At 40.9% G+C, this 25,844-nt stretch carries 24 protein-coding genes and 1 pseudogene; 20 read left to right on the forward strand and 5 right to left on the reverse strand.

The features are described 5' to 3' along the window. From FKZ59_RS14835 to FKZ59_RS03915, 5 genes and pseudogenes are all read left to right on the forward strand, one after another. A partial coding sequence (locus tag FKZ59_RS14835) for a transposase (protein ID WP_141603313.1) occupies positions 1–121 on the forward strand: 121 nt, incomplete at its 5' end. Between the two features lie 11 nt (positions 122–132). Next, a pseudogene (locus tag FKZ59_RS03900) lies at positions 133–522 on the forward strand (ABC transporter substrate-binding protein); the annotation flags it as partial. Positions 523–632: 110 nt separating this feature from the next. Continuing rightward, the gene (locus FKZ59_RS03905) at positions 633–1,610 is read left to right on the forward strand and encodes a glycosyltransferase family 2 protein (protein ID WP_220125030.1); all 978 of its coding nucleotides are present in this window, start codon (positions 633–635) and stop codon (positions 1,608–1,610) included. Between the two features lie 4 nt (positions 1,611–1,614). Beyond that, the gene (locus tag FKZ59_RS03910) at positions 1,615–2,028 is read left to right on the forward strand and encodes a GtrA family protein (protein WP_220125031.1); all 414 of its coding nucleotides are present in this window, start codon (positions 1,615–1,617) and stop codon (positions 2,026–2,028) included. Between the two features lie 40 nt (positions 2,029–2,068). After that, on the forward strand, positions 2,069–3,619 hold the full coding sequence (locus FKZ59_RS03915; RefSeq protein ID WP_141601440.1) for a glucosyltransferase domain-containing protein: 1,551 nt from the start codon (positions 2,069–2,071) through the stop codon (positions 3,617–3,619). 145 nt (positions 3,620–3,764) lie between these two features. On the opposite strand, the gene FKZ59_RS03920 is transcribed toward FKZ59_RS03915, so the two are convergent. Then, positions 3,765–5,255, reverse strand: a complete 1,491-nt coding sequence (locus tag FKZ59_RS03920; protein ID WP_141601441.1) for an MDR family MFS transporter — start codon at positions 5,253–5,255, stop codon at positions 3,765–3,767. A 149-nt stretch (positions 5,256–5,404) separates the two neighbouring features. Between FKZ59_RS03920 and FKZ59_RS03925 the strand changes: the two genes are divergently transcribed. The 4 genes from FKZ59_RS03925 (at position 5,405) to FKZ59_RS03940 (ending at position 9,014) form a co-directional block, all read left to right on the forward strand. Next, positions 5,405–6,307: a TetR/AcrR family transcriptional regulator gene (locus FKZ59_RS03925; RefSeq protein ID WP_181733174.1), complete on the forward strand. Its 903-nt coding sequence runs from the start codon at positions 5,405–5,407 to the stop codon at positions 6,305–6,307. Positions 6,308–6,474: 167 nt separating this feature from the next. Then, positions 6,475–7,464, forward strand: a complete 990-nt coding sequence (locus FKZ59_RS03930; RefSeq protein ID WP_141601443.1) for an ABC transporter substrate-binding protein — start codon at positions 6,475–6,477, stop codon at positions 7,462–7,464. Position 7,465: 1 nt separating this feature from the next. Beyond that, positions 7,466–8,230, forward strand: a complete 765-nt coding sequence (locus tag FKZ59_RS03935) for an ABC transporter ATP-binding protein (RefSeq protein ID WP_141601444.1) — start codon at positions 7,466–7,468, stop codon at positions 8,228–8,230. Continuing rightward, on the forward strand, positions 8,169–9,014 hold the full coding sequence (locus FKZ59_RS03940) for an ABC transporter permease (protein WP_141601445.1): 846 nt from the start codon (positions 8,169–8,171) through the stop codon (positions 9,012–9,014). The genes FKZ59_RS03935 and FKZ59_RS03940 overlap by 62 nt, the downstream gene beginning before the upstream one ends. Before the next feature lie 110 nt (positions 9,015–9,124). On the opposite strand, the gene FKZ59_RS03945 is transcribed toward FKZ59_RS03940, so the two are convergent. Both FKZ59_RS03945 and FKZ59_RS03950 read right to left on the reverse strand, forming a co-directional pair. Further along, positions 9,125–9,328: a YlaI family protein gene (locus FKZ59_RS03945; RefSeq protein WP_141601446.1), complete on the reverse strand. Its 204-nt coding sequence runs from the start codon at positions 9,326–9,328 to the stop codon at positions 9,125–9,127. A gap of 10 nt (positions 9,329–9,338) precedes the next feature. Then, a complete protein-coding gene (locus tag FKZ59_RS03950) occupies positions 9,339–9,839 on the reverse strand; it encodes a peptidyl-prolyl cis-trans isomerase (protein WP_141601447.1) in 501 nt (166 codons plus the stop codon). Between the two features lie 176 nt (positions 9,840–10,015). On the opposite strand from FKZ59_RS03950, the gene FKZ59_RS03955 reads away from it, so the two are divergent. From FKZ59_RS03955 to pyc, 3 genes are read left to right on the forward strand one after another with little or no spacing between them, the layout of a single operon-like run. Continuing rightward, complete coding sequence (locus FKZ59_RS03955; protein WP_141601448.1) at positions 10,016–10,309, forward strand: YlaN family protein; 294 nt, start codon at positions 10,016–10,018, stop codon at positions 10,307–10,309. Positions 10,310–10,362: 53 nt separating this feature from the next. Continuing rightward, on the forward strand, positions 10,363–11,556 hold the full coding sequence (locus FKZ59_RS03960; protein WP_141601449.1) for an FtsW/RodA/SpoVE family cell cycle protein: 1,194 nt from the start codon (positions 10,363–10,365) through the stop codon (positions 11,554–11,556). Next, positions 11,553–14,990 carry a pyruvate carboxylase gene (gene pyc, locus FKZ59_RS03965; RefSeq protein WP_141601450.1) on the forward strand — a complete coding sequence of 1,146 codons (3,438 nt, stop codon included), beginning with the start codon at positions 11,553–11,555 and terminating at the stop codon, positions 14,988–14,990. The genes FKZ59_RS03960 and pyc overlap by 4 nt, the downstream gene beginning before the upstream one ends. A 187-nt stretch (positions 14,991–15,177) precedes the next feature. Here pyc and FKZ59_RS03970 read toward each other — a convergent pair whose 3' ends face one another. Next, positions 15,178–16,104: a COX15/CtaA family protein gene (locus tag FKZ59_RS03970; protein WP_141601451.1), complete on the reverse strand. Its 927-nt coding sequence runs from the start codon at positions 16,102–16,104 to the stop codon at positions 15,178–15,180. Between the two features lie 796 nt (positions 16,105–16,900). Between FKZ59_RS03970 and coxB the strand changes: the two genes are divergently transcribed. From coxB to FKZ59_RS04000, 6 genes are all read left to right on the forward strand, one after another. Further along, a complete protein-coding gene (gene coxB, locus FKZ59_RS03975; protein WP_141601452.1) occupies positions 16,901–17,977 on the forward strand; it encodes a cytochrome c oxidase subunit II in 1,077 nt (358 codons plus the stop codon). 46 nt (positions 17,978–18,023) lie between these two features. Next, complete coding sequence (locus tag FKZ59_RS03980; protein ID WP_141601453.1) at positions 18,024–19,916, forward strand: cytochrome c oxidase subunit I; 1,893 nt, start codon at positions 18,024–18,026, stop codon at positions 19,914–19,916. Next, positions 19,916–20,539, forward strand: a complete 624-nt coding sequence (locus FKZ59_RS03985) for a cytochrome (ubi)quinol oxidase subunit III (protein ID WP_141601454.1) — start codon at positions 19,916–19,918, stop codon at positions 20,537–20,539. The genes FKZ59_RS03980 and FKZ59_RS03985 overlap by 1 nt, the downstream gene beginning before the upstream one ends. A gap of 1 nt (position 20,540) precedes the next feature. Next, complete coding sequence (locus tag FKZ59_RS03990; RefSeq protein WP_141601455.1) at positions 20,541–20,882, forward strand: cytochrome C oxidase subunit IV family protein; 342 nt, start codon at positions 20,541–20,543, stop codon at positions 20,880–20,882. Positions 20,883–21,063: 181 nt separating this feature from the next. Continuing rightward, positions 21,064–21,996: a cytochrome c oxidase assembly factor CtaG gene (gene ctaG, locus FKZ59_RS03995; RefSeq protein ID WP_141601456.1), complete on the forward strand. Its 933-nt coding sequence runs from the start codon at positions 21,064–21,066 to the stop codon at positions 21,994–21,996. A 22-nt stretch (positions 21,997–22,018) separates the two neighbouring features. Continuing rightward, entirely contained in the window at positions 22,019–22,480 is a 462-nt protein-coding gene (locus tag FKZ59_RS04000; RefSeq protein WP_141601457.1) for a DUF420 domain-containing protein, read from the forward strand. A gap of 122 nt (positions 22,481–22,602) precedes the next feature. On the opposite strand, the gene FKZ59_RS04005 is transcribed toward FKZ59_RS04000, so the two are convergent. Beyond that, entirely contained in the window at positions 22,603–22,965 is a 363-nt protein-coding gene (locus FKZ59_RS04005) for a YugN family protein (protein ID WP_141601458.1), read from the reverse strand. 147 nt (positions 22,966–23,112) lie between these two features. Here FKZ59_RS04005 and FKZ59_RS04010 point away from each other — a divergent pair, with 147 nt between their 5' ends. Further along, entirely contained in the window at positions 23,113–24,168 is a 1,056-nt protein-coding gene (locus FKZ59_RS04010) for a CAP domain-containing protein (protein WP_141601459.1), read from the forward strand. A 154-nt stretch (positions 24,169–24,322) separates the two neighbouring features. Further along, positions 24,323–25,801 carry a UDP-N-acetylmuramoyl-L-alanyl-D-glutamate--2,6-diaminopimelate ligase gene (locus FKZ59_RS04015; protein ID WP_141601460.1) on the forward strand — a complete coding sequence of 493 codons (1,479 nt, stop codon included), beginning with the start codon at positions 24,323–24,325 and terminating at the stop codon, positions 25,799–25,801. Positions 25,802–25,844: the final 43 nt, after the last annotated feature.

The raw sequence follows: 25,844 nt of genomic DNA on the forward strand, positions 1-25,844 counted from the left end.
CATGCGATGGACAACTCTACGAGGATTGGAAAAATTGTCCATGCAGGCGATGCTTACTTTCGCTGCCATGAACTTAAAGAAAATGGCAAACTGGACATGGAAAAGACCATGTCCAGCCTAAATAAGAGAAGATTTTTTGAAGAAGAAGGACTTGAAATTGAACTTTCTACTATTCCAGGCGGAGATAAAACAATGACTGCCCTTCTTTCAGGCGGCATCGATATAGCCCTTGTAGGAGCAGAAACTTCCATTTATGTAACGGCCCAAGGAGCCAATGATCCAATTAAAAAATTTGCTCAATTAACACAAACAGATGGAACTTTCTTAGTTGCCCGGGAAAAAATTGACGAGTTTTCTTGGGAAATGTTGAAAGGTACTACATTCCTTGGCCAACGCAAGGGCGGAATGCCGCAGATGGTCGGTGAATTTGTATTGAAAAAACATGGAATCGATCCGCATAATGACTTGAATTTAATTCAAAACATCGAATTTGCCAATATTGCAACAGCCTTTGCATACGGGTACAAAAAACACCACAAAAGGAATCATGTAATAATTGGGTTGCAGTGTCCTTGATACAGTATTTAATGCTCCATTAATGTGTGTGTAATTTTAATAAAGGATGGCAATGAATGTATTTAGTCCTTCTTGGTTACAAAGATTACGAGAGAGTGAAAATGATGCCAATCTTGTCAATTGTCATACCTGCTTATAATGAAGAAAAAATGATATTAAAGGCGGCATATACGATTTCAGAACTGCTGAATAAGGAAAAGATTTCTGCAGAAATTCTCTTTGTCAATGACGGTTCTGAGGATAATACTTGGAAAGAAATCCAGCGTGCAAGTCAAGAAATTGAGAATGTGAGAGGAATCAGCTTATCCAGAAATTTTGGTAAAGAATCTGCCATTTTGGCTGGTCTTACTCATGCCAAAGGGGATTGCTGCATTGTCATGGATTGTGATTTGCAACATCCTCCCGAAACAATCATTGAAATGTATAGGCTATGGAAAGATGGCTATGACATAGTAGAAGGATTTAAAAAATCCAGAGGCAAAGAAGGAAAAATTAAAACATTTTTTGCCAAAAGTTTTTACCGGTTAATCAATCGGGTCACAGGATTTGATATGTCAGCTTCTTCGGATTTTAAGCTTTTAGACCGGAAAGTGGTGGATGCTTATTTACAGCTGCCTGAGCGAAAAGTGTTTTTTCGCGCTTTAACCTTTTGGCTCGGCTTTAAAAGCATTGGAGTGGAATATGAGGTGCAGGAACGAACGGAAGGGAAGACGAAATGGTCTTATCTTTCCTTAATAAAATACGCCATTACAAATATTACGTCCTTTTCTACTGCTCCTATGCAAATTATAACCATCATCGGTGTGTTATTTTTTATTTTTTCCATTGTTTTAGGTGTGCAATCTCTCATCAACTTTTTCAGCGGCCGTTCCCTTGAAGGATTTACAACTGTTATTCTTCTTTTATTGGGAATTGGCAGTGTGCTTATGATGAGTTTAGGGATTATCGGTTATTATATTGCCAAAATTTATGAGGAAGTAAAACGGAGACCAAGATATATTGTTTCTGAAAAAACGAATGATAAGGATGAATAATAATTTGTGGAAGCGTATAGGCTCGGTAGTAGATGAGAAGTTTTGGAAATTTATAATTGTAGGAATCGTGAATACCATTGTAGGAACGATGATTATGTTTGGTTTGTATAATCTCGCCGGATTTTCCTATTGGCTGTCTTCATCGGCTAATTATATTTTGACTAGCATTTTAAGTTATTTTTTAAATAAATATTTTACATTTCAGCATAAAAAAGATTCGTGGAAGTCGGCATTGCGCTTTGCTTTAAATATAGCGGTTTGTTATTTGTTGGCATATGGAATTGCTAAGCAGTTGGCTCTGCTCCTTTTATCGAATGTTTCTGTCAAAGTGCAGGAGAATGTGGCAATGATTGTAGGGATGGTCTTTTTTACAGTGCACAACTATTTAGGCCAGCGTTTTTTTGCCTTTAAGGAATAATATAGTGGATTGAATTGGAAAGAAAGTAGTGGTGGAAACTATGCCGGAACAAGTGTTAAAAAGTTTAAAAGAAAAAATACAACCTGAATGGGTGCTCGCATTTTTCTCAGCAGTGATGATTGGCTTTTTAGCCCATGCTTATGTCTTTTTGCATCGTTTGCCGAATCATGATGGCATTATCAATATATATAATACGCAGGCGAAGGTAAAATCCGGGCGCTTCTTTTTAGGCCCTGCTAGTGGAATGAGTTCTTTTTTTGATCTTCCTTGGGTTATAGGGGTGCTATCCATCCTTTTCTTGGGGTTGGCTGCTGTTTGTATCATTATTTTGTTTGATGTACGAAAAAAACTAGCTATTGTGTTAATTTCAGGAATTATCGTTGTTTTTCCAAGCGTGTCTGCTACATTTGCCTATATGTTTACAGCAGATGGTTATATGCTGGGCATCTTTTTTGCCATTTTAGCCGTAGTGTTGACGAAAAAATATAAATTTGGCTTTCTGATTGGAGCCATTCTTCTTTGTTTGTCTGTAGGGATTTATCAGGCAAATTTATCCGTAGCACTTGTTTTTATCACGTTATGGATTATTCATGAGATTTTATTTTCCACGTTTTCAACGAAAGGAATCGGGCTTCATATCCTTCGTTCAGGTTTGGCTGTAGGGATTGGAATGGTGTTGTATTTGGCCATATTTAACTTTTTTACAAAGTTTTTAAATGTACAAATTACGAGCTATCAGGGACTGGATAAAGTAGGAGCTGTAACAATACATGATATTCCAAAACGGTTAGTGCAGATAAAAGAAGAGTTGTTAAGTTTTTTCTTCGATAGTTTTTACAATCATCATGATATAAGTTTACTGCCGATATTGAATGTTTTCATTTTCATCACCCTCATTGCGGCAGTTTTTACAGTGATTGTGAAAAAACATTTATATAAAAACCTTTTACATATGATCCTTTTCATAGTGCTGGTAATGAGTCTTCCGTTTAGCTATTATATTGTTTATTTTATTTCGCCGGTTGCGTTTTATCATACGTTAATGGTTTTTAGTTTAAGCAGTGTGTATATTTTCCTTGTGCTGCTGTATGATGCTGTAGAAGAAAAACGGCCATTATGGGTGGAAAAGGTCAGCTCTTGGGCAACGGTATTGTTGATGAGCGTTGCGATTTTTAATTTCGCCATCATTGCGAATATTAGTTATTTTAATATGGAATTGCGACATGAAAAAACAATGAATTTGACTAATCGAATTCTTGACCGAATTGAACAATTGGATGAATACGAAGACATTAAAAAAATGACAGTGTTCGGAAAAGTTCCCATGCATTCAGAATTGACTTCTGAAATTATTCCAAACCGTATTCCCCATATGATTGGGACAACAGGAGAAGTTTTTCTTTCGGAACCATATCATTATACGGCATTGTTTGACAGTTTCTTTGGTTATTCATTGGATATTGCCACTGAAGAAGAAAGAAAAGCAATCCAACAAAGCAGGGAATTTAAAGAGATGGGCGTTTGGCCTGCCAAAGACTCCATTAAAGTATTTGATGATATTGTTGTTGTGAAATTTGAGGACATAGAATAATTTTTATAACTAGTGGTGTTGGCGTGTTATGTCAGCACTATTTTTTTTGAAGTAATTTAAATATAAAATGAAGCTGCTAATTCCTGATTTTTTGATTAGAATTAGCAGCTTCGTTTTTTATAGATTAAAGGTGAAATACATTTTTTTATTTATTTTTTTCCATGTTTTCTGCAATCCCTTTGCTTACATCAACGCGTTTTAAAAACAATGCTAAGATTAACGCTACTCCTGTAACAACGGCTGCCACTAAGAAGGAAACTTGGACACCTTCAAGCAATGCTTGTTGCTGAATTCCGGCTATGAACATTTGGTCTTGTAATTGAGCTGGATTTGAAGCTTTTGCTGCTTCCACCAACTCTTCGCCCTTATTAGTAGCGACAGAGTTCATTAATGTTACAAATAGAGCTGTACCGATAGAACCAACTACTTGTTGGATTGTGTTGTTCACCGCTGTACCATGCGGATTTAATCGATTTGGCAATTGGTTTAAACCGTTTGTCATAATTGGCATCATAACCATTGACATACCGAACATACGAAGCGTATACATTAAAACGATTGTCGTTTTCGTTGTTTCCAAATCCATAGTGGATAGTAAATATGTTGCGTATCCTGTAATGGCTAAACCGATTAATGCTAAGACGCGAGGTCCGAATTTGTCAAATAATTTACCGGTAATTGGCGACATAATCCCCATCACTAGTGCGCCCGGAAGCATTATTAAACCAGAATCGAGCGGTGAAATGCCGCGGACGCTTTGAACATAAGCCGGCGTCAAAATCATGCCGGAGAACATGGCGGCCATTACAACCATCGAAATGATATTCCCCAATGCAAACATTGGATATTTGTAAACCCGCAAATCCAATAAAGGTTGTTCCAGATGGAATTGACGCACAACGAATAAGATTACGCCAATTGCCCCGACGATTAATGTTGTCAGCACTTTTGGATCTGACCAGCCATCAGAGCTTGATGTTGAACAGCCATATAATAAACCTCCGAAACCGATGATCGATAACGCGATTGATAAATAGTCGATGGAAGTTTCACGCGTTTCCAAAATATTTTCCAATTTCCAAACGGCCAAGACGAGGCTGAGAATTGCAAAAGGCAAAATCATTTCAAATAATAAGCGCCAGTTCCAATATTCCACAATATAACCGGATAATGTCGGACCGATTGCAGGAGCCGTAATCATTACCAAACCGAAGACCCCCATTGCGGCGCCGCGTTTTTCGCGCGGGAAGCTGACGAGCATGATGTTCATGAGCAATGGCCCCATGACGGAACCGCCGGCAGCCTGGAACATACGTCCTGCCAAAAGAATGCCAAAATTGGGGGCATATGCTGCAAGAGCCGTACCAATTGTAAAAAGGGACATAGCCGTAATAAATAAATGACGGTTTTTAAACCGTGTGATTAAAAAGGCGGATACAGGAATTAGCACACCGCTTACCAGCATATAGCCGGTAGCCAGCCACTGTACCGTTGAATATTCAATTTCAAAGTCCTTCATGATCGTTGGCAAAGCAACGTTTAAAAGCGAGTTATTTAAGAACGAAACAAACGCGCCAAAGAACAAGATCGCTATGACCAAATATGGCGGTTTTTTCTCCTTGTTGTGTAATGTCATATCCTCTCTTCCCCATTCCTATCTTTAATTTTGACTTTATCATTTTATACCCATAGTTCATTTTCGGCAACAAAAAAATACATTCGGTTCAAATTCTGATTTTGTGTATAATGTTAATAGCACGAAATCATTTGATTGAGGAGTACAGGATGAATAAACGGAAAAAAGCTGTCATTCAACATGCATTGCAATTATTTGTGGAAAATGGAATCGCCAAAACATCCATCCAGCAAATCATTGAAAGAGCAGGGATTTCAAAAGGAACTTTTTATAATTACTTTTCTTCCAAAACGGAGTGTGTTGAAGCGATCTTGGAGCAGGCGAGATATGATGCGGCCTTGTTGCGTGCCGAACTGATGATCGGGAAGGACCCTACGGATATTCACGTATTTGCCAATCAGATTGCCGTATTATGGAAGATTAATCAAGACTCGGGATTGGATGTTTTATATGAGGAAATTTTGCACTCCGGGGAAGTCGAATTGAAAGAACTGGTATTGCGGCACCGCCTTCTGGAATTTGAATGGTTCAGTTTGCGTTTGTGCGAAATATACGGGGAAGAAATGCGGCATTACGGATTTGAAGCGGCCGTATTATTTTATGGAATGCTTCAGTATTTAAGCTTTTCTTGCAAGATTTTAAATCAGAAGTCGACTTCCATTGAAGAAATGGCTTCCACCTTATTAAAATACCTGGAAAAAATTATCGATCTTATGCTTCACGAAAAAACGGCCATTTTAAATTCCGATAAGGTCAATATCTTTCTCTCCGTTTCAAAAAAACAAATTCATTTCGATATTTCGGAAATCAAAACGAAATTTGAAGAACTTGCAAAACAAAATTTAACCGGACCGCAGCAGGAAATTGTCCAGGCGATTTTGGAGGAATTTAATCGCGAATCGACACGGACGCTGATTCTCAACGCATTTTTGAAAGTATTGATCGAGGTGTTTGAAGGATCTGAATTTGAACAAGAGGTAAAAGAAATGGCGAGCCTTATCTGGTATGATGTGCGGGCAAAACAGCTGCGCCAAAGATTGCTCACCAAATAATAGCTGTTAAATGAAAGAATGTAAATAATACCCAAAGTAAAGAGCCGTTTCAGCAGCCAACGATGCTGAAACGGCTCCAGCATTTTTGGGGCAAGAAGCCGTCACGGGCTTTCACACAATTTTTTCCTCCTGCATAACCTACTTTAAGAAACAAGGAGGTAAGAGATATGAAATGGTGGAAGCTTAGTCTTTTCCTTGCAGCGATCGGTGCGGTCATTCTGCTTTCTGCTTGCGGAGATAAAGAAATGACGAAAGTAAAAGTTGGGGAAGTGACCCGTTCCATCTTTTATGCCCCTCAATATGTGGCAATTTCCAAAGGTTATTTTGAAGAAGAAGGACTGGAAATCGAACTTTCCACAATACCCGGGGGAGATAAAACCATGACGGCTTTGCTCTCCGGAGGCATCGATATTGCGCTTGTCGGGGCAGAAACATCCATTTACGTAACAGCGCAGGGGGCTAATGATCCGATCAAAAATTTTGCCCAATTGACGCAGACAGACGGCACTTTTTTAGTTTCCCGCAAGAAAATTGACGATTTTAAATGGGAAATGTTGAAAGGTTCGACATTCCTCGGACAACGGAAAGGCGGCATGCCGCAAATGGTCGGGGAATTTGTATTGAAAAAACATGGAATCGATCCGCACAAAGATTTAAATCTCATCCAAAACATTGAATTTGCCAATATTGCGACCGCTTTCGCGTCCGGGACGGGAGAATACGTCCAATTGTTCGAACCGACGGCAAGCGTATTTGAACAAGAGGGAATCGGCCATGTTGTGGCATCGTTCGGCACTGAATCCGGACATGTGCCTTATACCGTATATATGGCGAAAGAAAGTTATTTGGCGAAACATCCGGATGTAGCGGAGAAATTTACGAGAGCGATTAAAAGAGCGCAAGATTTTGTGTATGAAGCGCCAGCGGAAGAAGTGGCAAAAGCCATCCAGCCATTTTTTGAGGATACGGACATCGAATTGATTGCCAAAGTGGTGGAACGTTACCGTGAGCAGGAATCCTATGCGAAAAATCCGATTTTGGATGAAGAAGAATGGAATAACTTGCAGGACATCATGGAAAAAGCAGGAGAGCTTCCGAAGCGCATGGATTATGAGAAACTGGTAGATACAACTTTTGCGGAGAAGGTTTCGAAGTGATATGGGCTTCTTGATTGTTGAAAACGTCAGTCACACGTATTTTTCAAAGGATGCGGCAACGGAAGCGCTGCAGGATATTTCTTTAACGGTAGAAGAAGGGGAATTTATTTCCTTCATTGGTCCGAGCGGTTGCGGAAAAACCACTTTATTGTCGATTATCGCCGGCTTAATCCGGCCGACGGCAGGAAACGTTTATATTGAAAATCAAAAGGTGTACGGTAATAAAGACCTTTCCATAGGATACATGTTGCAGCAAGATTATTTGTTTCCTTGGAAAACGATCGAAGAAAATATTACTTTGGGATTAAGACTGTTAAAACAGGATGTTGATCGGGGCATCGCATCGAAATTGCTGAAAGATGTCGGGCTGCCGGCGGTGGAGAAAAAGTATCCGAGGGAATTGTCCGGAGGGATGAGGCAGCGGGTGGCGCTGGCGAGAACCCTTGCAGTCGACCCGAAAATATTGCTGCTGGATGAACCTTTTTCCGCTCTGGATTATCAATCCAAGCTGAAATTGGAAGATTTGGTATTCAAAATGTTAAAGCAATACAATAAAACCGCCATTCTTGTCACCCATGACATCGGTGAAGCCATTGCGATGAGCGACCGCATCATTTTGTTTTCTCCAAGGCCGGGCCGGATCCATGAAATCTTTGAAATTTCTGAAGACATCCGCCGATTGACTCCTTTCCAGGCCAGAAGCCATGCAGGCTATTCGCCATTATTCCAGCAAATTTGGAAGGAGCTGGAGCGTCTTGAACATTAAAGAACTTCACCGGCAGTATAAGAAAAGGCTGGCCAAGGAAAAACGCTGGATCCGTTTTTACCAGCTGCTACTGTTGATCGGTTTTTTCGTCCTATGGGAAACGGCTTCTTCAAACCGTTGGATTGATCCATTGATTTTCAGCTCGCCTTCCAGGATTTTTAGACTGCTCATGGATATGATTTCGGATGGCACCATTTTTATCCACATAAACTATACATTGTTTGAAACCGTTCTCGGGTTTATACTGGGAACGCTCATCGGCACTATTTTAGCAGCGATTCTTTGGTGGTTTCCGACCCTTTCAAAAATATTGGATCCATATCTCGTTGTCTTAAACTCCATGCCAAAAGTAGCACTGGGACCTATATTAATCGTTGCCCTCGGTCCGGGAATGACTTCCATCATTACTATGGGGGCGATCATTTCGGTCATCATCTCCACCATCGTCATCTACACCTCTTTCCGTAATGTGGATGCCAACTATTTAAAAGTATTGCAAACTTTCAATGCAACAAAATGGCAAATGTTTAAAGAGGCGATATTGCCGGCATCCTTTCCGACCATCATTTCCACTTTAAAAGTGAATGTCGGCCTTTCGTGGGTAGGGGTCATTGTCGGCGAGTTCCTCGTTTCTTCCCAAGGGCTCGGCTATTTAATCATTTACGGCTTCCAAGTGTTCAATTTCAATCTTGTGCTGATGTCGCTCCTGATCATCGCAGTTTTTGCGACGCTCATGTACCAATTGGTCGAAATGTTGGAAAAACGGCTGATAAAAAACGAATAATCTTGCCGAACGATGCAAAAGAAAAAGGCGGATTTGGGAAACCCGTCGGCTCCCACAATCCGCTTTATTCTTTTTTTGTTCAGACTGTTCGTTATGACACCGGAACAGGTTTATAATTCTTTATCAATGCTGGATGAGCTTCGGTAGAATCGGAATTTTCCCGTTGCCAGTCTCTCAAGGGTCTTTTTCGTGATGCGGTCATGGCAATCGGGGCACATGAATGTGTGAATGGGACGGTTTCTTAATCTTTTAGCCAATGGTGAGTCGTCGTCCAGTTCATGGATGGCATCACAAAGAACACATTGGACTCGCATAAACTCAATCCTATTCTACACGAATCGCTGAAATGTTTCTGATCGGGTTGTCCAAATTGGATCCATCCCCAAAAATTAAATGAACCGGGCCATCCTCTTTGAGCGGCTTACCATCTTGGCTATATTTGAAAATGAATGTATAGGCTTCTTCTATAGGAAAAGCATGCTCTGTACCGTCTTTGCATTCAAAAACCACTGTTGTTGCGCCATCTTCAATTTCAGCATTGTCCAAGAAATATTTGATTTCCATTCCGAATGTTCCCGTCTGCATTCCATGGCGGTCAAATTTTCTTTCCGTTTTTAGCGTAGGAGGGAATGTCGCACCTTCCATAATTTCACGGGACCAATGTTTTCCCATTTTGAACAAGTACTCCAAATCCTCGTCGCTTTCTTCTTTAGGGCTTGTGAAATAAGTTTTTAAATCGATTCTCCGATCATCGAAAATCCATACGGACGGGTCCAAAGTTAATTTATATTTAACCTTCCCTTTAATTGGAATGATGCTATCCATCTTCTGTTCTCCCCCTTAACTATTTTACATATAACAGTATACAGTTAGATTTTCTCTTTATAAAGAAATATTGTCTAGAATTGTTCTATCATGTATTGCTACTTGCATTTTTATTTGCTAAAAGCTAAACTTTATTAAGATAGAATAGAAGAAATTACATTAATGGGGGCGTCCTCATGGAGAAAAAAAATCAAGCTTCCTTTCAGGAAAAAGCATTGGAATTGCTGCTGGAAGATGCAGATAAAATAGCTCGTCTCATCAAAGTGCAAATGGACCATTTAACGATGCCGCAATGTCCATTGTACGAAGAAGTCTTGGATACCCAAATGTTTGGTTTGTCTCGTGAAATCGATTTCGCGGTGAAGCTGGGATTGATTGAGCGTGAACAAGGTCGGAAAATTTTAGATACATTGGAAAAAGAATTATCCTTGCTGCATGAAGCATATACAAATGCCAACACGAAAAAGTAACAAAGACTCAAATCGGTTTGATTTGAGTTTTTTTTCTAAAAGAGGTTTTTGCTATGAGAAAATACCTTTCTTACTACTTCAGGAATTTCGATTACCCGCTGTTTTTTGATTATGTGTTTTTATGTCTGTTCGGCTTGGTGATGATTTACAGCTCCAGCATCATGGTCGCGATGATTGATGGACACGAACCGGATTATTATTACAAAAAACAATTAATGAATTTGCTGGTGGCATTTTTCTCTTTTGCGGCCGGCGCCTTCCTTCCATACAAACATTACAGCAGGAAAAATGTAATGGTGTTTATGGTCGGATTGATTCTCGCCTTAATGGTTTGGGTATTTTTCTTTGGAGTGGGCGAAAGCGAAACGGGATCGAAAAGCTGGATTAATTTATTTGGAATCATGACTTTCCAGCCGTCTGAACTTGCCAAGCTGATCATCATCTTATATTTTGCGGGCGCCTTTTATCGCAAAAGTTTGAAGACCCCTATGGCAGAGCTGAGCCCAAATCACATTATTTATCCGATTATCGTCTGGATTTTAATCATCTTTTTTGTGGCAAATGAAACGGATATCGGGGCTGTCGCGATCATTTCCGGCATTGCGATTGCGGTTGTTGCGGCCAGCGGTATCCGCATTAAAACTTTTTTCAAGTTTTTTGCCGAATTGGCTATTCTTGGAGCCGGAATTATTGGTATGATTTTGTTAATAAAAGGGGATCAAATTTTGACCCCAAACCGCTTAGGGAGAATCAAAGCGTTTTTGAATCCCTTTGAATATGAGCAAGGTTCCGGGCACCAAGTGATCCAAGGATATATTGCCATCGGTTCCGGGGGCTTAAAAGGGGTGGGCCTCGGGCAATCGGTGCAAAAGCTTGGATATTTGCCAGAACCGCAAACAGATTTTATAATGGCTGTAATTGCGGAAGAATTGGGTTTGGTGGGAGTGATAATCGTTCTTGCAAGTTTGGGATTTATCGTTTTTAGAGCTTTGATCATCGCTTTGACAACGAAAGACCCTTTGGCAAGAATGATTACAGCAGGTATTGCCAGCTGGATCGCCATTCAGACTTTCATCAATTTGGGCGGTTTATCGGGGCTGATTCCATTGACCGGGGTTACATTGCCGTTCATCAGCTACGGCGGATCGTCCATATTGGTGCTTTCTTTCGCAATAGGCATATTAATCAATATTTCTATGTATGAGAAACTAGAAAAAAGAAAGCATAGGGGTTGGGAGACGATATGAGAAAGATACGTAAACTTTTAGTTGCAAACAGAGGGGAAATTGCAATCCGCGTGCTGCGGGCCTGCAATGAACTGGACATTAAGACGGTCGCCATTTATTCCGAAGAAGACCGGGCTTCACACCACCGCTATAAAGCCGATGAAGCATACCTTGTGGGTGTGGGGAAGGGCCCGATTGAAGCCTATTTGGATATTGACGGCATCATTGAAATCGCGAAAGACTCGGGAGCGGATGCCATCCATCCGGGCTATGGCTTCTTGGCGGAAAACGTAGAATTTGCGAGACGCTGCGAAGAAGAAGGCATCCTTTTTATCGGGCCTTCCTCAAATCATTTGGATATTTTCGGGGATAAAGTAAAAGCGAGGGAACAGGCCATACGAGCAGGTATTCCTGTAATTCCGGGAAGCGACGGACCTGTTTCCTCTTACGAAGAATTGGAACGATTTGCGGATGAAGTGGGATATCCGGTGATGATTAAAGCGGCCCTTGGAGGCGGCGGACGGGGAATGCGGCTGGTGCATTCCAAAGAGGAACTGAAAAGCTCCTACGAGAGGGCCAAATCGGAAGCGAAGGCTGCTTTTGGTTCCGATGAAGTGTATGCAGAAAAAGCGATAATCAAACCGAAACATATCGAAGTGCAAATATTAGGGGATCATGCAGGCAATATCGTCCATTTGTACGAGAGGGATTGTTCGATTCAGCGACGCCATCAAAAAGTGGTCGAAATCGCTCCATCCATCTCGCTTTCTGAAAATTTAAGAAATAGAATCTGCGAAGCGGCAGTCAAGTTGATGAAAAACGTGGAATATGTGAATGCGGGAACGGTGGAATTTTTAGTTTCCGGAGACGATTTCTATTTCATCGAAGTGAATCCGCGCATTCAAGTGGAGCATACCATCACTGAAATGATCACGGGCATCGATATCGTACATGCCCAAATCAAAATTGCGGAAGGATATGAACTTCATTCGAAAGAGATCGGAATACCCGAACAAAGCGAAATTTCTTTGTTTGGATATGCGATACAAGCCCGCGTGACAACGGAAGACCCGGCAAATCATTTTATGCCAGATACCGGCAAAATCATGGTTTACCGTTCAAGCGGCGGATTTGGAGTCCGCCTGGATGCAGGGAACGGATTCCAGGGGGCTGTTGTAACGCCTTACTATGATTCATTGCTTGTCAAAATTTCGACTTGGGGCAGAACTTTCAGGGAAGCTGCCGCCAAAATGGACCGCAACTTGCGCGAATTCCGGATCCGCGGCGTGAAAACGAATATTCCGTTTTTGATGAATGTCGTATTGCACGAGAAGTTTTTATCCGGCAATTTTGATACAAGCTTTATTGATTCTACTCCTGAACTGTTTGATTTTGCTGTCCGCAAAGACCGGGGAACAAAGCTGTTGAGGTATATCGGGGATGTCACATTAAACGGCTTCCCCGGCATCGAAAAGCAAAAGAAGCCGATTTTTGTGAAGCCGGAAAAGCCAAAGCTGGATATTAAACGCACCGAGATTCCGCGGGGAACAAAGCAAATCCTTGAAGAAGAGGGCGTGGATGGAGTCATTCGCTGGATCAAGGAGCAGAAGGATGTATTGCTTACGGATACGACGTTCCGGGACGCTCACCAATCCCTCCTTGCTACCCGTGTCCGCAGCCAGGATATGTATCAAATTGCCGATTACAATGCCCGCATGATGCATCAGTTCTTCTCTCTGGAACTTTGGGGAGGGGCAACTTTCGACGTAAGCTACCGTTTCCTGAAAGAAGATCCATGGGAAAGGCTCGCGAAACTTCGGAAGCAGATTCCGAATGTCTTGTTCCAAATGCTGTTCCGCGGCGCCAATGCGGTAGGTTATACAAATTATCCGGATAATTTAATCCGCGAATTTATAAAGGAAGCAGCCGACGCAGGAATTGACGTCTTCCGCATTTTCGACAGCCTCAACTGGATCAAGGGAATGGAAATTGCCATCGATGAAGTGCGGAACACAGGGAAAATCGCGGAAGCGGCGATTTGCTATACGGGAGATATTTTGGATCCGGCCCGTCCAAAATACAACATTCAATACTATAAGGAAATGGCGAAAGAATTGGAGCGGGCGGGCGCCCATATTCTGGCGATCAAGGACATGGCCGGGCTGCTGAAACCGGAGGCAGCTTACGTGCTGATCAGTGAATTGAAGGAAACAACCGATTTGCCGATTCATCTGCATACCCACGATACAAGCGGAAACGGCATCTATACTTATGCGAAAGCCATTGAAGCAGGGGTCGATATCGTGGATACCGCGCTTGGCTCCATGGCAGGGTTGACGTCCCAGCCTAGCGCCAATACCCTCTACTATGCCATGAGCGGCGCAGAACGGAAGGTCCGCGCAGACATCGAAGCGCTCGAACAATTATCATACTATTGGCAAGATGTGCGGGAATATTACCGCGATTTCGAAAGTGGCATGAAAAGCCCGCATTCCGAAATTTATGTACATGAAATGCCGGGCGGCCAATACAGCAACTTGCAGCAGCAGGCCAAAGCTGTAGGGCTTGGAGACCGCTGGGATGAAGTGAAAAAGATGTATTCCCGCGTAAATATGTTATTCGGAGATATTGTAAAAGTAACGCCTTCATCAAAAGTTGTGGGCGATATGGCATTATTTATGGTCCAAAATAATTTGGATGAGGAAAATATTTTGGAGAAAGGGAAGACAATCGACTTCCCTGATTCCGTCGTTGAATTTTTCCAAGGTTATTTAGGTCAGCCTTATGGCGGATTCCCGGAAGATTTGCAAAAAGTGATTTTAAAAGAACGGAAGCCGATCACCGTCCGTCCCGGCGAATTGCTTGAACCGGTGGATTTTGACGCATTAAAAGAAGAACTGGAAAAAAAAGTGAACCGGGAAGTAACGAAAAAAGATGTGATTTCCTATGCCCTATATCCGAAAGTGGTGGAAGAATATTTCACGGCAGTCGAAAAATACGGAAATCTATCCGTCCTGGATACCCCGTCATTCCTTTACGGTTTAAGAATCGGCGAGGAAATTGAAGTGGAGATTGAAAAAGGAAAAACTTTGATTATTAAGCTTGTGTCCATTGGGGAAGCTCAGCACGACGGCACCCGCGTCATTTACTTCGAATTCAACGGCCAGCCTCGTGAGGTGGTGGTTGAAGATAAGACGGTCAAAGCCGATGGGCCAATTGCCGTAAAAGCCGATCCAAACAATCCAAACCAAATCGGGGCGACAATGCCTGGAACGGTATTGAAAGTGCTCGTTTCAAAAGGCAGCCACGTGAAGCGCGGAGATCACCTGCTGATTACAGAAGCGATGAAGATGGAAACAACGGTTCAAGCCCCTTATGACGGAGTGGTAAAAGAAATTTACGCGAAGCCGGGCGATGCCATTTCAACGGGCGACTTGTTAATTAAACTGGAATAATAGCATGAAAGGATTTGCGAAATCAAAAAAAGCGGAGGAAGAAGTCCTGTTCTTCCTCCGCTCTTTCTTTGCAAGCCGGAAAATACATTTGAATTCCATCGATTCCAGAGTGATTTTGCCGAAAACGGAAATCTACAAAAAAATGATTGTTCCCCCTGCGAAAGAGGGAACAACCCCAAAGATTCTTCTAATTCTTTTCATTATTGGAACTGCGGGCAACCAACAAAATTAAGTAACATAAAAGACCGAACAGTAACGTAATAAATAATGAATGCAATAATGAAACGAAGAGATTCAACTGAGTGAAAATCACGAACATGCCGGCAATGATTTGCAGGCAAACGAGTATAAAGGCGGAAATCCAGCCCCAAAAAACAACTCTTTGATCTTTGTAATGTTTAACGGCATGAATCATAATGTAGAAAATCCAGAGAAAAATTAAAAACGCAGCCAAACGATGTCCCATGTGCACCCATTCATACATTTTCTCAGGAAGTCTAAATGGATCCTGATTATCGCAAAACGGCCAGCTCGTACAAGTCAGGCTTGAACCGGTATGTCTGACGAGCGCGCCGGTATAGATGACTATGTATGAATAGAGGGTGACACCAATAGTATGCCATTTTAACTTTTTTCGGATCAGAACCCGGTCGGCATCAAATTTCTGATCGACTTCAAAAACGATCATCGCCAGGAGCATTACCGCAGCAAAAGAAATCAACGAAATGCCGAAGTGCAGGGCCAAAATAAAATCGCCTTGCCCCCATAAAACTTGTGCAGCTCCGATTAATGCTTGCAGTACAAGGAAGAAGATCGCCAGAAAACCTAAAAATTTAACTTCCTTTACATGGCTCAAAGCTCTCCATGTCCAAATCACTAAAATTAAAACTAGAATAGAGACTGCGCCGGTAACAAAGCGATGGGAAAATTCAATTAATACTTCCGTCGTTATTTCCTTGGGAATCAACGAACCGTTGCAATCCGGCCAATTCCGCCCGCAGCCTAAACCGCTGTCTGTTTTTGTGACGAGAGCTCCACCTAAAAGGATCAGCAACATGCCAAGGGTGGTAAGTACTGCAACCCATTTTAAAATCCAATAATACCTGTGTTGCATCAATGACACCTACTTCGATAACTGTAAAGATTGCATGAAAAATATATGCTTTTATGATGATAGCGAATTCATGAGAAAAATACAACTTCAAAGAATTTTCACGAAATAATTGTTTTTGGATTTCACAAACTGTTCACAGAAATGTGAAAAAAATTTCACGAAACTACTATTAAAAGTTCATTGCTTATAATATGCTTTTTAATAAGTATATACTTTTATCCAACGAACTTCCCGGCTTCACACAAAATTCACTTAAAATCTAGAAATTTGCCAAGAAGTTCGCTATAGTAGAGTTTAGTAAGCGAAGCTTACAAATTTGAAAGGAAAAAAGGGGGCGAATAAGAGAGGGATCGGGCAGGCATGAAATGCTTCTTTGGATTCCAAATGAAACCGGAAACAGTGTAACAAGCATGCAAGCGGACAATAAATTACTTGTTAATAACTGTGCGGTTTGTGGAATATATAAAGAACAGATAGGATTTTGAACTTTTTTTAAAATATAATAAAACGCCGTTCATGAAATGAAAATTGTATGATAATATGGTTATTGTTTTATTTTTATGTACAAACTGTTCTCTAGATTTTGCACTCATTAAACATTATTGCCAGATTAAAAACCATTTTTACTAAATATATGTTGTTTAGCTCAGGTTGATGAAAAATTTTTTACTAATAAATTTTATTCAATCATTTTTCCGTTTATACCTTTTGGGATTCTTTCTTCATTAAAGAATTCACATAGATAGAAACATGTGCAGTAAACAAGACAAATAATAGAAAGAGGGGTTTAATAAGGATGAAGAAAGGGCTTAAAAAATGGTCTCTTTTCCCGGTGCTGGCAGCATTGGCTGTTGTTTTGTCCGGGTGTGGTGAAGAGTATATCTCTGCACTAAGACCATCCGGAGCTGTGGGAAAAGAGCAATTTAATCTGCTGCTTCTAGCTGCAAGTATCATGACATTGGTTGTTGTGGTAGTTTCTGTTCTTTATTTGGTTGCTTTTGCGAAGTTTCGCCGCTCTAAACTTGGCGAAGACTACATGCCAAAACAAGTGGAAGGTAGCCATACTTTAGAAACAATCTGGACAGTAATTCCGATTATCCTATTATTAATCTTGTCTGTTCCGACAATTTTGGCTACTTACAAATTCGCTGATGTATCCGCTATGGATGAAGTGGATGAAAACGGCGATCCAAAGGCATTGACGATCAACGTTACGGCAAAATTGTATTGGTGGGAATTTGAATATCCACAATACGGTATTGTGACAGCACAGGAATTGGTTGTTCCAACAAATGAAAAGGTTTACTTCAACCTGAAAGCAGCTGATGTTAAGCACTCATTCTGGATTCCTGCCATCGGCGGAAAAATGGATACTAACGTTGAAAACGTAAATAAATTCTATCTAGTATTCGATAAAGAATCTGCAGGCTTAAACGATGGAGAAGGTGTATGGTACGGAAAATGTGCTGAACTTTGCGGACCTTCTCACGCATTAATGGACTTCAAAGTAAAATCATTAAACCGTGATGACTTTGATGCTTGGGTAGCTGCAATGAAAGCTACTGAAGGAAAAACAGCTTCTGCTGATTCAACTGATTTAGGTGAAAGAACGTTTGCTCAAAACTGCTTGGGCTGCCACGCAGTTTCTGCGGTAACTCCTGCTGGCGCTGCCGGTCCTAACTTGGCAACATTCGGTGACCGGAATCGTGTTGCAGGCTATTTAGAACATACAAAAGAAAATGTTGAAGCTTGGATTAAAGATCCTGAAAAGTATAAACCAGGCAACTTAATGACTGGCAAATACAAAGAGTTGACTGATGAGGAAATAAGTGCCGTTGCCGATTACTTATTGGGCTTATCAGTTGAAAAATAATATTCCGTAGCTTCAGATAGAGAACAAATTTAAGGAGGTTAAAGTTGTGAGCTCAGTAGCAGTCACAAAGAAAAAGGGCGTGGGTGCGGTTATTTGGGACTATTTAACAACTGTTGACCATAAAAAACTTGCGGTATTGTACCTATTCTCTGGGCTATTATTCTTTGCTATCGCAGGTTTTGAAGCGCTTTTAATGCGCATTCAACTAATGTTTCCAAATAGCGACTTTATTTCTGCCGGTACTTTCAATGAGTTATTAACAATGCACGGTACAACAATGCTTTTCTTGGCAGCGACACCACTTTTATTCGCATTCATGAATATGGTTGTACCATTGCAAATCGGTGCTCGTGACGTAGCATTCCCATTCCTGAACTCATTAGGATTCTGGTTATTCTTCTTAGGTGCTACATTCTTGCATTTATCATTCTTTATGGGTGGAGCACCAGATGCTGGTTGGACATCATATGCATCATTATCTTTATATTCACCTGGTCATGGTATTGACTTCTATGTATTAGGTCTGCAAATTTCCGGTGCAGGTACATTGATTTCTGCCATTAACTTCATTGTGACAATCATCACAATGCGTGCACCAGGTATGACGTTCATGCGTTTGCCTTTATTTACTTGGACTACACTTATTTCCAGTACATTGATTTTGTTCGCGTTCCCTCCACTAACAGTAGGCTTGTTCCTAATGTTAGTTGACCGTATGTTCGATGCGAACTTCTTCGATCATACAATGGGTGGTAACACAATTATTTGGGAGCACTTATTCTGGATTTTCGGTCACCCTGAAGTATATATCTTAATATTGCCAGCATTCGGTTTATTCTCTGAAATTATTCCGGTATTTGCTCGCAAACGCTTATTCGGATATTCTTCAATGGTATTCGCGACAATCCTAATCGGTTTCTTAGGATTCATGGTTTGGGCTCACCATATGTTTACTGTAGGTCTTGGTGCGACTGCAAACGCAATTTTCGCAATAGCAACAATGGCGATTGCCGTTCCAACAGGTATGAAAGTGTTCAACTGGATTTTGACAATTTGGGGCGGTTCTATTAAAGTTACTGTACCAATGATTTACGCATTAGGATTCATCCCATCCTTCGTTGCTGGTGGGGTAACAGGTGTAATGCAGGCAACTGCACCACTTGACTATCAATTACACGACTCATACTTTATCGTTGCCCACTTCCACTACGTTATCGTTGGTGGTATCGTAACGGCTATCTTTGCATCATTCCATTTCTATTGGCCGTTATTATTTAACCGTGCATTAAATGAGAAATTAGGTTATTTAACATTCTGGATTTTCTTTACAGGATTCCATTTAACATTCTTTGTACAACACTTCCTTGGATTAATGGGTATGCCACGCCGCGTATTCACATATATGGAAGGTCAAGGTTGGGATTTATTCAACTTCATTTCTTCCATCGGTGCGATTATGATGGCTGTTGGTGTTCTATTAATGGTAGTGAACATGCTATTATCAATTAAATCTAAACCAGTAAACTGCAGAGATTACTGGGGAGACGGACGTTCACTTGAATGGGCAATCCAAACACCTATCCCATTCTACAACTTTAAACAACTTCCACTTATCCGTGGATTTGACGCATATTGGATTGAAAAACAAGAAGGAAATACTGAAGGTATGACATATGCGGAGCCTCTTGGCGACATTCATATGCCTAACAACTCCATCTTGCCGTTCATTATGTCATTAGGATTATTCATTGCGGCATTTGGTGCATTATATCATCCGGACGGTGTATCTTGGTCAATTCCTGTAATGGTGATCGGTCTTGGTATTACAGTTCTTGCCATGATCATCCGTTCAGTGAAAGACGATTTGGGTTATCATTTACACAAAGAGGAAATCTTGGCAATTGAAGAAGAGCTTTATGGAAAAGGGGGAAATAACTAATGTTGGATACTAAATTCACCCCTCAAACTTGGCCTGAACATCCTGAACAGGTTACGCAAGAAGGCAAAAATAAGTACGTTGGGATTTGGATTTTCATCTGTAGCGATATTGTGCTATTCGCAAGTTTATTTGCGACATACATTTCTTTGAGAAACAGAGGTCCAGCGGGAATGGAGTTCACTTCCCAGGAACTGTTTGAACTGCCTTTGGCATTCGTCATGACGATGTTCCTTTTAACTTCTTCCCTGACATCCGTCATCGCGATGTATCATTTGAAAAACTATAACTTCAAAGGCGTTCAACTTTGGACTTTGGCGACAGTGCTTCTTGGTCTAGGCTTCCTTGCCCTTGAAATTTATGAGTTCTATCACTATGTGCACATTGGATTCGGTTACACTCAATCCGCATTCTCTTCTGCTTTCTTTACGCTTGTGGGAACGCACGGATTGCACGTAATCATCGGATTGGTTTGGATGCTTTGTTTGGTATTCCGCAATGCGAAACGTGGATTAAATCTCTACAACGCGCCAAAATATTTTGTAGCGTCTATCTACTGGCACTTTATCGACGTTGTATGGGTATTTATCTTCACGGTAGTTTACCTCATGGGGGTGTTAGGATAATATGAGTCACGACACTGAGATTCAAGGCAGAAGCCAGGCCGAATATGAATTTGGCCGCAGAAAAAGCGCAGAAAAGATGCGCAAGCAGGTCATCAATTTTGCGATCATGATTTTCCTAACGTTTATTGCTTTTGCAACAGTTGTTGCGGATTTTGCACCGACATTCATTAAACCGATCATCCTATTGTTGGCCGGAATTCAAGTTGTCTTGCAACTTTATTCCTTCATGCATATGGATGAAAAAGAAGCTCCATACATCGGTGTCATTTCCACATTTGTATGGGTTGGTGCGATTATTGCATTCACATTCTTCTTAGCATTTAACACTATTATTTGGTGGTAATGCGAAAAATGGCTGTCTAGAATTTTCTAGGCAGCCATTATTATATGTTTGAAGCTTATATAAAATATCATATTTTCTTCAAAAAGATGCATTGAAACCTCAGAATATCAGGAAAAATAATGATATAATGTCATTAGAACTGTGCACTAATTACATCACTACTTTATTAAGGAGCGATATTATGCCTTTAAGTATATTCGGGTTTCAAGCATTGTGGAGCCCTTACATGATTGGAACCCTGATTTTCATCATCATCGTCTATTTTCTTTATACTACCCGTTGGAGAAAGGAATTCAAGGAAAGCGAGCCGTTGAAAAAGAAGGAAGCTATTTACTTCCTTATGGGAATTTTGCTTTTGTATATCGTCAAAGGTTCGCCCATTGACTTAATGTCGAATATCACATTTACGATGCATATGGTCCAAATGGCCTTTTATCTATTATTGGTTCCGCTCTTCTTTATCAAGGGAATTCCTTGGTGGATTTGGAAAGTTGTAGTGGAGTTCCCGGTGGTCGACAAAATTTTTAAAGCGCTCACCAATCCGGTGGTGGCGGTTTTGGGGTTTGCATTATCATTTTCGGTTTACCATATACCGTTAGTGTTTGATTTCATCAAAATTGATGAAACTTTGCACGGGCTTGCCAGCCTTGCTTTGTTTTTGTCAGCCTTCTTTATGTATTGGCCATTGGTGAATGAAGTTCCGGGCCAGAAAAAATTGAAAGGGTTGTACAAAATCGGGTATATTATCGCAACGGCCGTTGTCATTACCCCTGCATGTGCTTTAATTATTTTTACAAAAGATCCTTTATATGCAACTTATACCGAAGGGGAAGCATGGTTGAAGGCAATGGCGCTTTGTGTGCCGGATAAAACATTGGCAAGCATCAACACGACCATTCCATTATCCGGTCCGGAATTATTTACGGATTTGACGCCTTTGAGAGATCAGCAAATGGGCGGAGTGTTGATGAAAATCATTCAAGAAATTATTTTGGGAGTCCTTGTATTTTTTGCATTCCGTGATTGGTGGAGAGAAGAACATAAACTTTCCGAGGAAGAAATTACCGCTAAAGCTTTGCGGGATTTTCAAAACAAAAAAAGAAATCAATTTTAATTAGGATAGGGGAATGTGAAGTATGGGTGTACCGATTTTACCAACAATCAGTACCGGTTTCATTGTCATCAGTGCCATCTTGGTGGCCATTGGATGGGGACTGATTATAGCGAAAAAAGTGGAAGCGCATAAAAAAGTAATGTTGGCAGCCGGAGCATGTGCACTGATTTTCTTTATCATCTATGCGTTAAGAACGGTATTTATCGGAAATACCGCTTTTGGCGGACCAGACGAAGTAAAAGTTTATTATACATTCTTTTTGTTTTTCCATATCATTTTGGCAACAGTGGGCGGAGTGCTGGGTCTTATAAATATTATTACCGGCTTAAGAGATAAGCTTGTCATTCATCGCCGACTAGGCCCTATTGCCAGCATCATCTGGTTCTTTACAGCCATCACGGGTGTGATTGTGTATTTATTGCTCTATGTTATTTATAAAGGCGGGGAAACAACTTCCGTTATTAAAGCGATATTGGGATTCTAAAAAATTAGGGGCTGATGGGGCAGCCCCTAATTTTCATTTTGTTTCAAATAATGGATTTCCAAAAGAAAAAAGAGGCAATTTTGGTGCCTCTTTGAAAGAATATATATGAGATGATAAGTCCATTACGCAATGCCAAGTTCAGCCAAATCTTTTTTCACATTTTCCAAAATTTCTTCGCATTTTTTCACTAAATGTTTTGGAAATACTTCATCTTCACCGTATTCTACACCGTGTGGATAGTAGTATTTACCGAGGGCAGGTTTTAAAATTTTTAGAGAAGCCGTGTTGTTTCCAACATCGCCGGATACTGCAGTGCAGAATACACGCAAATAATAACGGCCTTCTTTCACATCGAAGCGTTTGTCGAATGTCATTCGGTCATAGTCCCAACCGCCATGGCATTCTAATCCGTTTTTTTCCATTACTTCGACTAGCTTATCTTGGTCCACGATTATATCTTCAATCGTTTTGTTTTCAAAATACATGAATGTTCCTCCTTTTTGATACATCGAACGAATTTTAACGCATAATTTTATAATAGTGTAAATTTCCGTTAGATTCAATGACAACATTGTGTCATACATTATAAATTTAGTATAATGAAATCACTATAGTAAAGGATATGGGCTGCAATGAAAACTCTCTTTCGCATTTTGATCGTACTGCTTTTTTGTATCGCATTGATCTATTTTTTTACTTCCGATTCCTCCTATGAGCTGAAACCGTTGGAAGGTCCAAATTCGAAATCGACGGTCATTCCGAAAACCGAAATTCCAAAGGGTGACGAAGACGCCTCGCCGCGGCCGGAAAGCGGAGTATCTACATATATCCATCAAGATGATGATAAACTGCTGAAGGATTTTGGCAAACCGGATCGGATAGACCAAAGCGCTTTTGGGTATGAATGGTGGGTATACAATCGCGATCCGAAATCTTTTGCCATGTTTGGTGTAGAAGGCGGCAAAATTACCCAAGTCTATGCTACGGGAAAGGCAGTGGACGTAGCGCCATACAAAATTGGACAATCCCTTGATGATATATACCGGATGACCATCGTAAACCCTGAAATTACCGTCAAGATTGGCGATAATGTTTATACGTTTGCCTTGACCGAATATGATATGAATTCCCGCATTTTAGTAAAATTCGACGGCGTTTTTGCCCAGTTATATATAGACCAATTTACGGATTCATTGATTGGGATCCGGTTTATGGATGGCGAAACCCTTGTGAAACATAGACCATATGAAATGACCTTTGTGGGCGATCTCATTCGGGTGCCAAATTTAAATTCCTATACCATCCAGCAAAGCAATGAAGGGTATTCGAAACAACTGTTTGATCTTGTCAACGTGTTCAGAAGCAATGAAAATGTACCTCCTTTAATATGGGATGAAGTAGCCGGTGTTGCAGCGATGAAGCATAGCGAAGAGATGTATACCGAGAAATATTTGTCCCATGATTCGCCAAATTATGGTTCATTGAAAGACCGATTGGCCCATTACTCCGTCACTTATGATGAAGTGGGGGAAAACCTGGCCACAGCCTACTTTGATGCCATCGAAGCCGCACACGGCTGGTTCAATTCGGAAGAACATCGACGATTGATGTTGAACGATAAATTTACCCATGTCGGATCGGGTGTGTTTATCAACTATTATACGCAAATCTTTTTAAATAAACCTTGATTCCATAGTTTAAAAAGCGAATGGAAACGATAAGTTTTCCATTCGCTTTTTTAATGAAAGAAGAATTTATTGATTTAATCCGCATTTCCTTCCTCCTGTTTCCATAGTGTCACATTGTTTTCATGGGCATATGATATGGAAAAGGAGTGACACAGTGCAACTGGCAGAACTTTTGAAGGATTGGCCATGTACAGTGAAAGGCGGTTCAATTCGGATAGAAGTGCAAGGGATTGAAGACTACGCCCAGCATGTCAAACCCGGCGACTTGTTCGTAGTAAGAAAAGGAAGAAAATTTGACGGCTACCAGTATATTGATTTAGCCCTTCAAAACGGTGCTGTAGGAGTAGTCATTGAAGATGAGACGAAACTGGATCAATTAAAATTGCCGGTCCCGGTCATTTGGGTTCCAAACTGTTTGAAGTTTATGTCATTTGCCGCTGCAAAAATTTACCGATTCCCGGCAGAAGCATTGCAGGTGATCGCCATTACCGGTACAAACGGAAAAACGACGGTCAGCCATTTTATTGGCCAGCTACTTCAAGCACTACATAAAAAAGTAATGGTCATCGGAACAAATGGCGTTTACATCAATGGAAAAGAGGTTGATTTGGAATACGAACATTTGACGACGTTGCAGCCGAAACACTTGCATAAAATTTTGCAATATGCGGTGCGTAACCGGGTGCAATACGTTGCACTGGAAGCATCATCCATGGGGCTGGCAACCCATCGTTTGGATTATTGCGATATCGATATAGGCGTCTTTTTGAATTTGGCGGAGGATCATATTGAAGATCACGGATCCTATGAAAAATATAAGCAATCCAAACAGATTCTGGCTCAACTGGCCAAAAGGATCGTATTAAACGGCGATGATTCATTTTGCCGTACAGTAGGTTTGCAATCCAAAAAGAAAAAAACGTATTTTGGTCTCGGAAACCGGGTCCATTACCAATTGCAGATTTTGGCGGAAGGATTGCAGCATACAACTTGCTGTTTGCAAAGCGATAAAGGGCAAAAAGTGTTTACATTGCCGTTTGTCGGCGAACACCAATTGCAAAATGTCATTGCTGCCATCACAACGGTCAGCGAATTAGGCTTTCCGGTCGAACAAATTTGCGAAGCGGCAGAACAACTGTATTTGCCAAAAGGAAGACTCGAATCCATTCCCAACCATTTGAACGTGTCCATTTATATCGATTACGCCCATACGGAAGCGGCGCTCAGGGCAGTATTAAAAACATTGAAAAAAACGGCAAAAGGTGATTTGATTGTCGTGTTCAGCTGCGGCGGGGACAGAGACAAACATAAGCGGATCAAAATGGGAGCAGTAGCAACGAAATATGCGGATATGATTTATTTAACAACCGATAGTCCAAGAAGCGAAGACCCCGTTTTTATTAATTCGCAAATTGCTGCCGGTTTTACCTCTACGCAAAAATATGAGATGATTTTGGATCGCCGGGAAGCAATTGAGAAGGCGATTTTATCCGCAAAAGAAGGAGATACCATTCTCATTGCAGGAAAAGGCCATGAAACGGATCAAATCTTTAAAGATAAAATCATTTATTTCTCTGACCATGAATGTGTCCAATCCATATTGGAAAAATTAAAAAATAAGGTGGAAGAATAAAGGAATAACTTGTGAATGAAGGCTCGCAAAGCAAGTATTGTAA

It is taken from the genome of Ureibacillus terrenus (assembly GCF_006569205.1).
Taxonomy (GTDB): Bacteria; Bacillota; Bacilli; order Bacillales_A; family Planococcaceae; genus Ureibacillus; species Ureibacillus terrenus.

Coding starts and splice junctions, on each gene's coding strand:
- FKZ59_RS03940 (WP_141601445.1), top strand. CDS start 8,169: ATGCAGGCTATTCGCCATTATTCCAGCAAATTTGGAAGGAGCTGGAGC.
- FKZ59_RS04000 (WP_141601457.1), top strand. CDS start 22,019: ATGGGTGTACCGATTTTACCAACAATCAGTACCGGTTTCATTGTCATC.
- FKZ59_RS03955 (WP_141601448.1), top strand. CDS start 10,016: ATGGAGAAAAAAAATCAAGCTTCCTTTCAGGAAAAAGCATTGGAATTG.
- FKZ59_RS03985 (WP_141601454.1), top strand. CDS start 19,916: ATGTTGGATACTAAATTCACCCCTCAAACTTGGCCTGAACATCCTGAA.
- FKZ59_RS03935 (WP_141601444.1), top strand. CDS start 7,466: ATGGGCTTCTTGATTGTTGAAAACGTCAGTCACACGTATTTTTCAAAG.
- FKZ59_RS03920 (WP_141601441.1), bottom strand. CDS start 5,255: ATGACATTACACAACAAGGAGAAAAAACCGCCATATTTGGTCATAGCG.
- pyc (WP_141601450.1), top strand. CDS start 11,553: ATGAGAAAGATACGTAAACTTTTAGTTGCAAACAGAGGGGAAATTGCA.
- FKZ59_RS03950 (WP_141601447.1), bottom strand. CDS start 9,839: ATGGATAGCATCATTCCAATTAAAGGGAAGGTTAAATATAAATTAACT.
- FKZ59_RS04010 (WP_141601459.1), top strand. CDS start 23,113: ATGAAAACTCTCTTTCGCATTTTGATCGTACTGCTTTTTTGTATCGCA.
- FKZ59_RS03990 (WP_141601455.1), top strand. CDS start 20,541: ATGAGTCACGACACTGAGATTCAAGGCAGAAGCCAGGCCGAATATGAA.
- FKZ59_RS03930 (WP_141601443.1), top strand. CDS start 6,475: ATGAAATGGTGGAAGCTTAGTCTTTTCCTTGCAGCGATCGGTGCGGTC.
- FKZ59_RS03905 (WP_220125030.1), top strand. CDS start 633: ATGTATTTAGTCCTTCTTGGTTACAAAGATTACGAGAGAGTGAAAATG.
- coxB (WP_141601452.1), top strand. CDS start 16,901: ATGAAGAAAGGGCTTAAAAAATGGTCTCTTTTCCCGGTGCTGGCAGCA.
- ctaG (WP_141601456.1), top strand. CDS start 21,064: ATGCCTTTAAGTATATTCGGGTTTCAAGCATTGTGGAGCCCTTACATG.
- FKZ59_RS03960 (WP_141601449.1), top strand. CDS start 10,363: ATGAGAAAATACCTTTCTTACTACTTCAGGAATTTCGATTACCCGCTG.
- FKZ59_RS03945 (WP_141601446.1), bottom strand. CDS start 9,328: ATGCGAGTCCAATGTGTTCTTTGTGATGCCATCCATGAACTGGACGAC.
- FKZ59_RS04005 (WP_141601458.1), bottom strand. CDS start 22,965: ATGTATTTTGAAAACAAAACGATTGAAGATATAATCGTGGACCAAGAT.
- FKZ59_RS03925 (WP_181733174.1), top strand. CDS start 5,405: ATGAATAAACGGAAAAAAGCTGTCATTCAACATGCATTGCAATTATTT.
- FKZ59_RS03915 (WP_141601440.1), top strand. CDS start 2,069: ATGCCGGAACAAGTGTTAAAAAGTTTAAAAGAAAAAATACAACCTGAA.
- FKZ59_RS03970 (WP_141601451.1), bottom strand. CDS start 16,104: ATGCAACACAGGTATTATTGGATTTTAAAATGGGTTGCAGTACTTACC.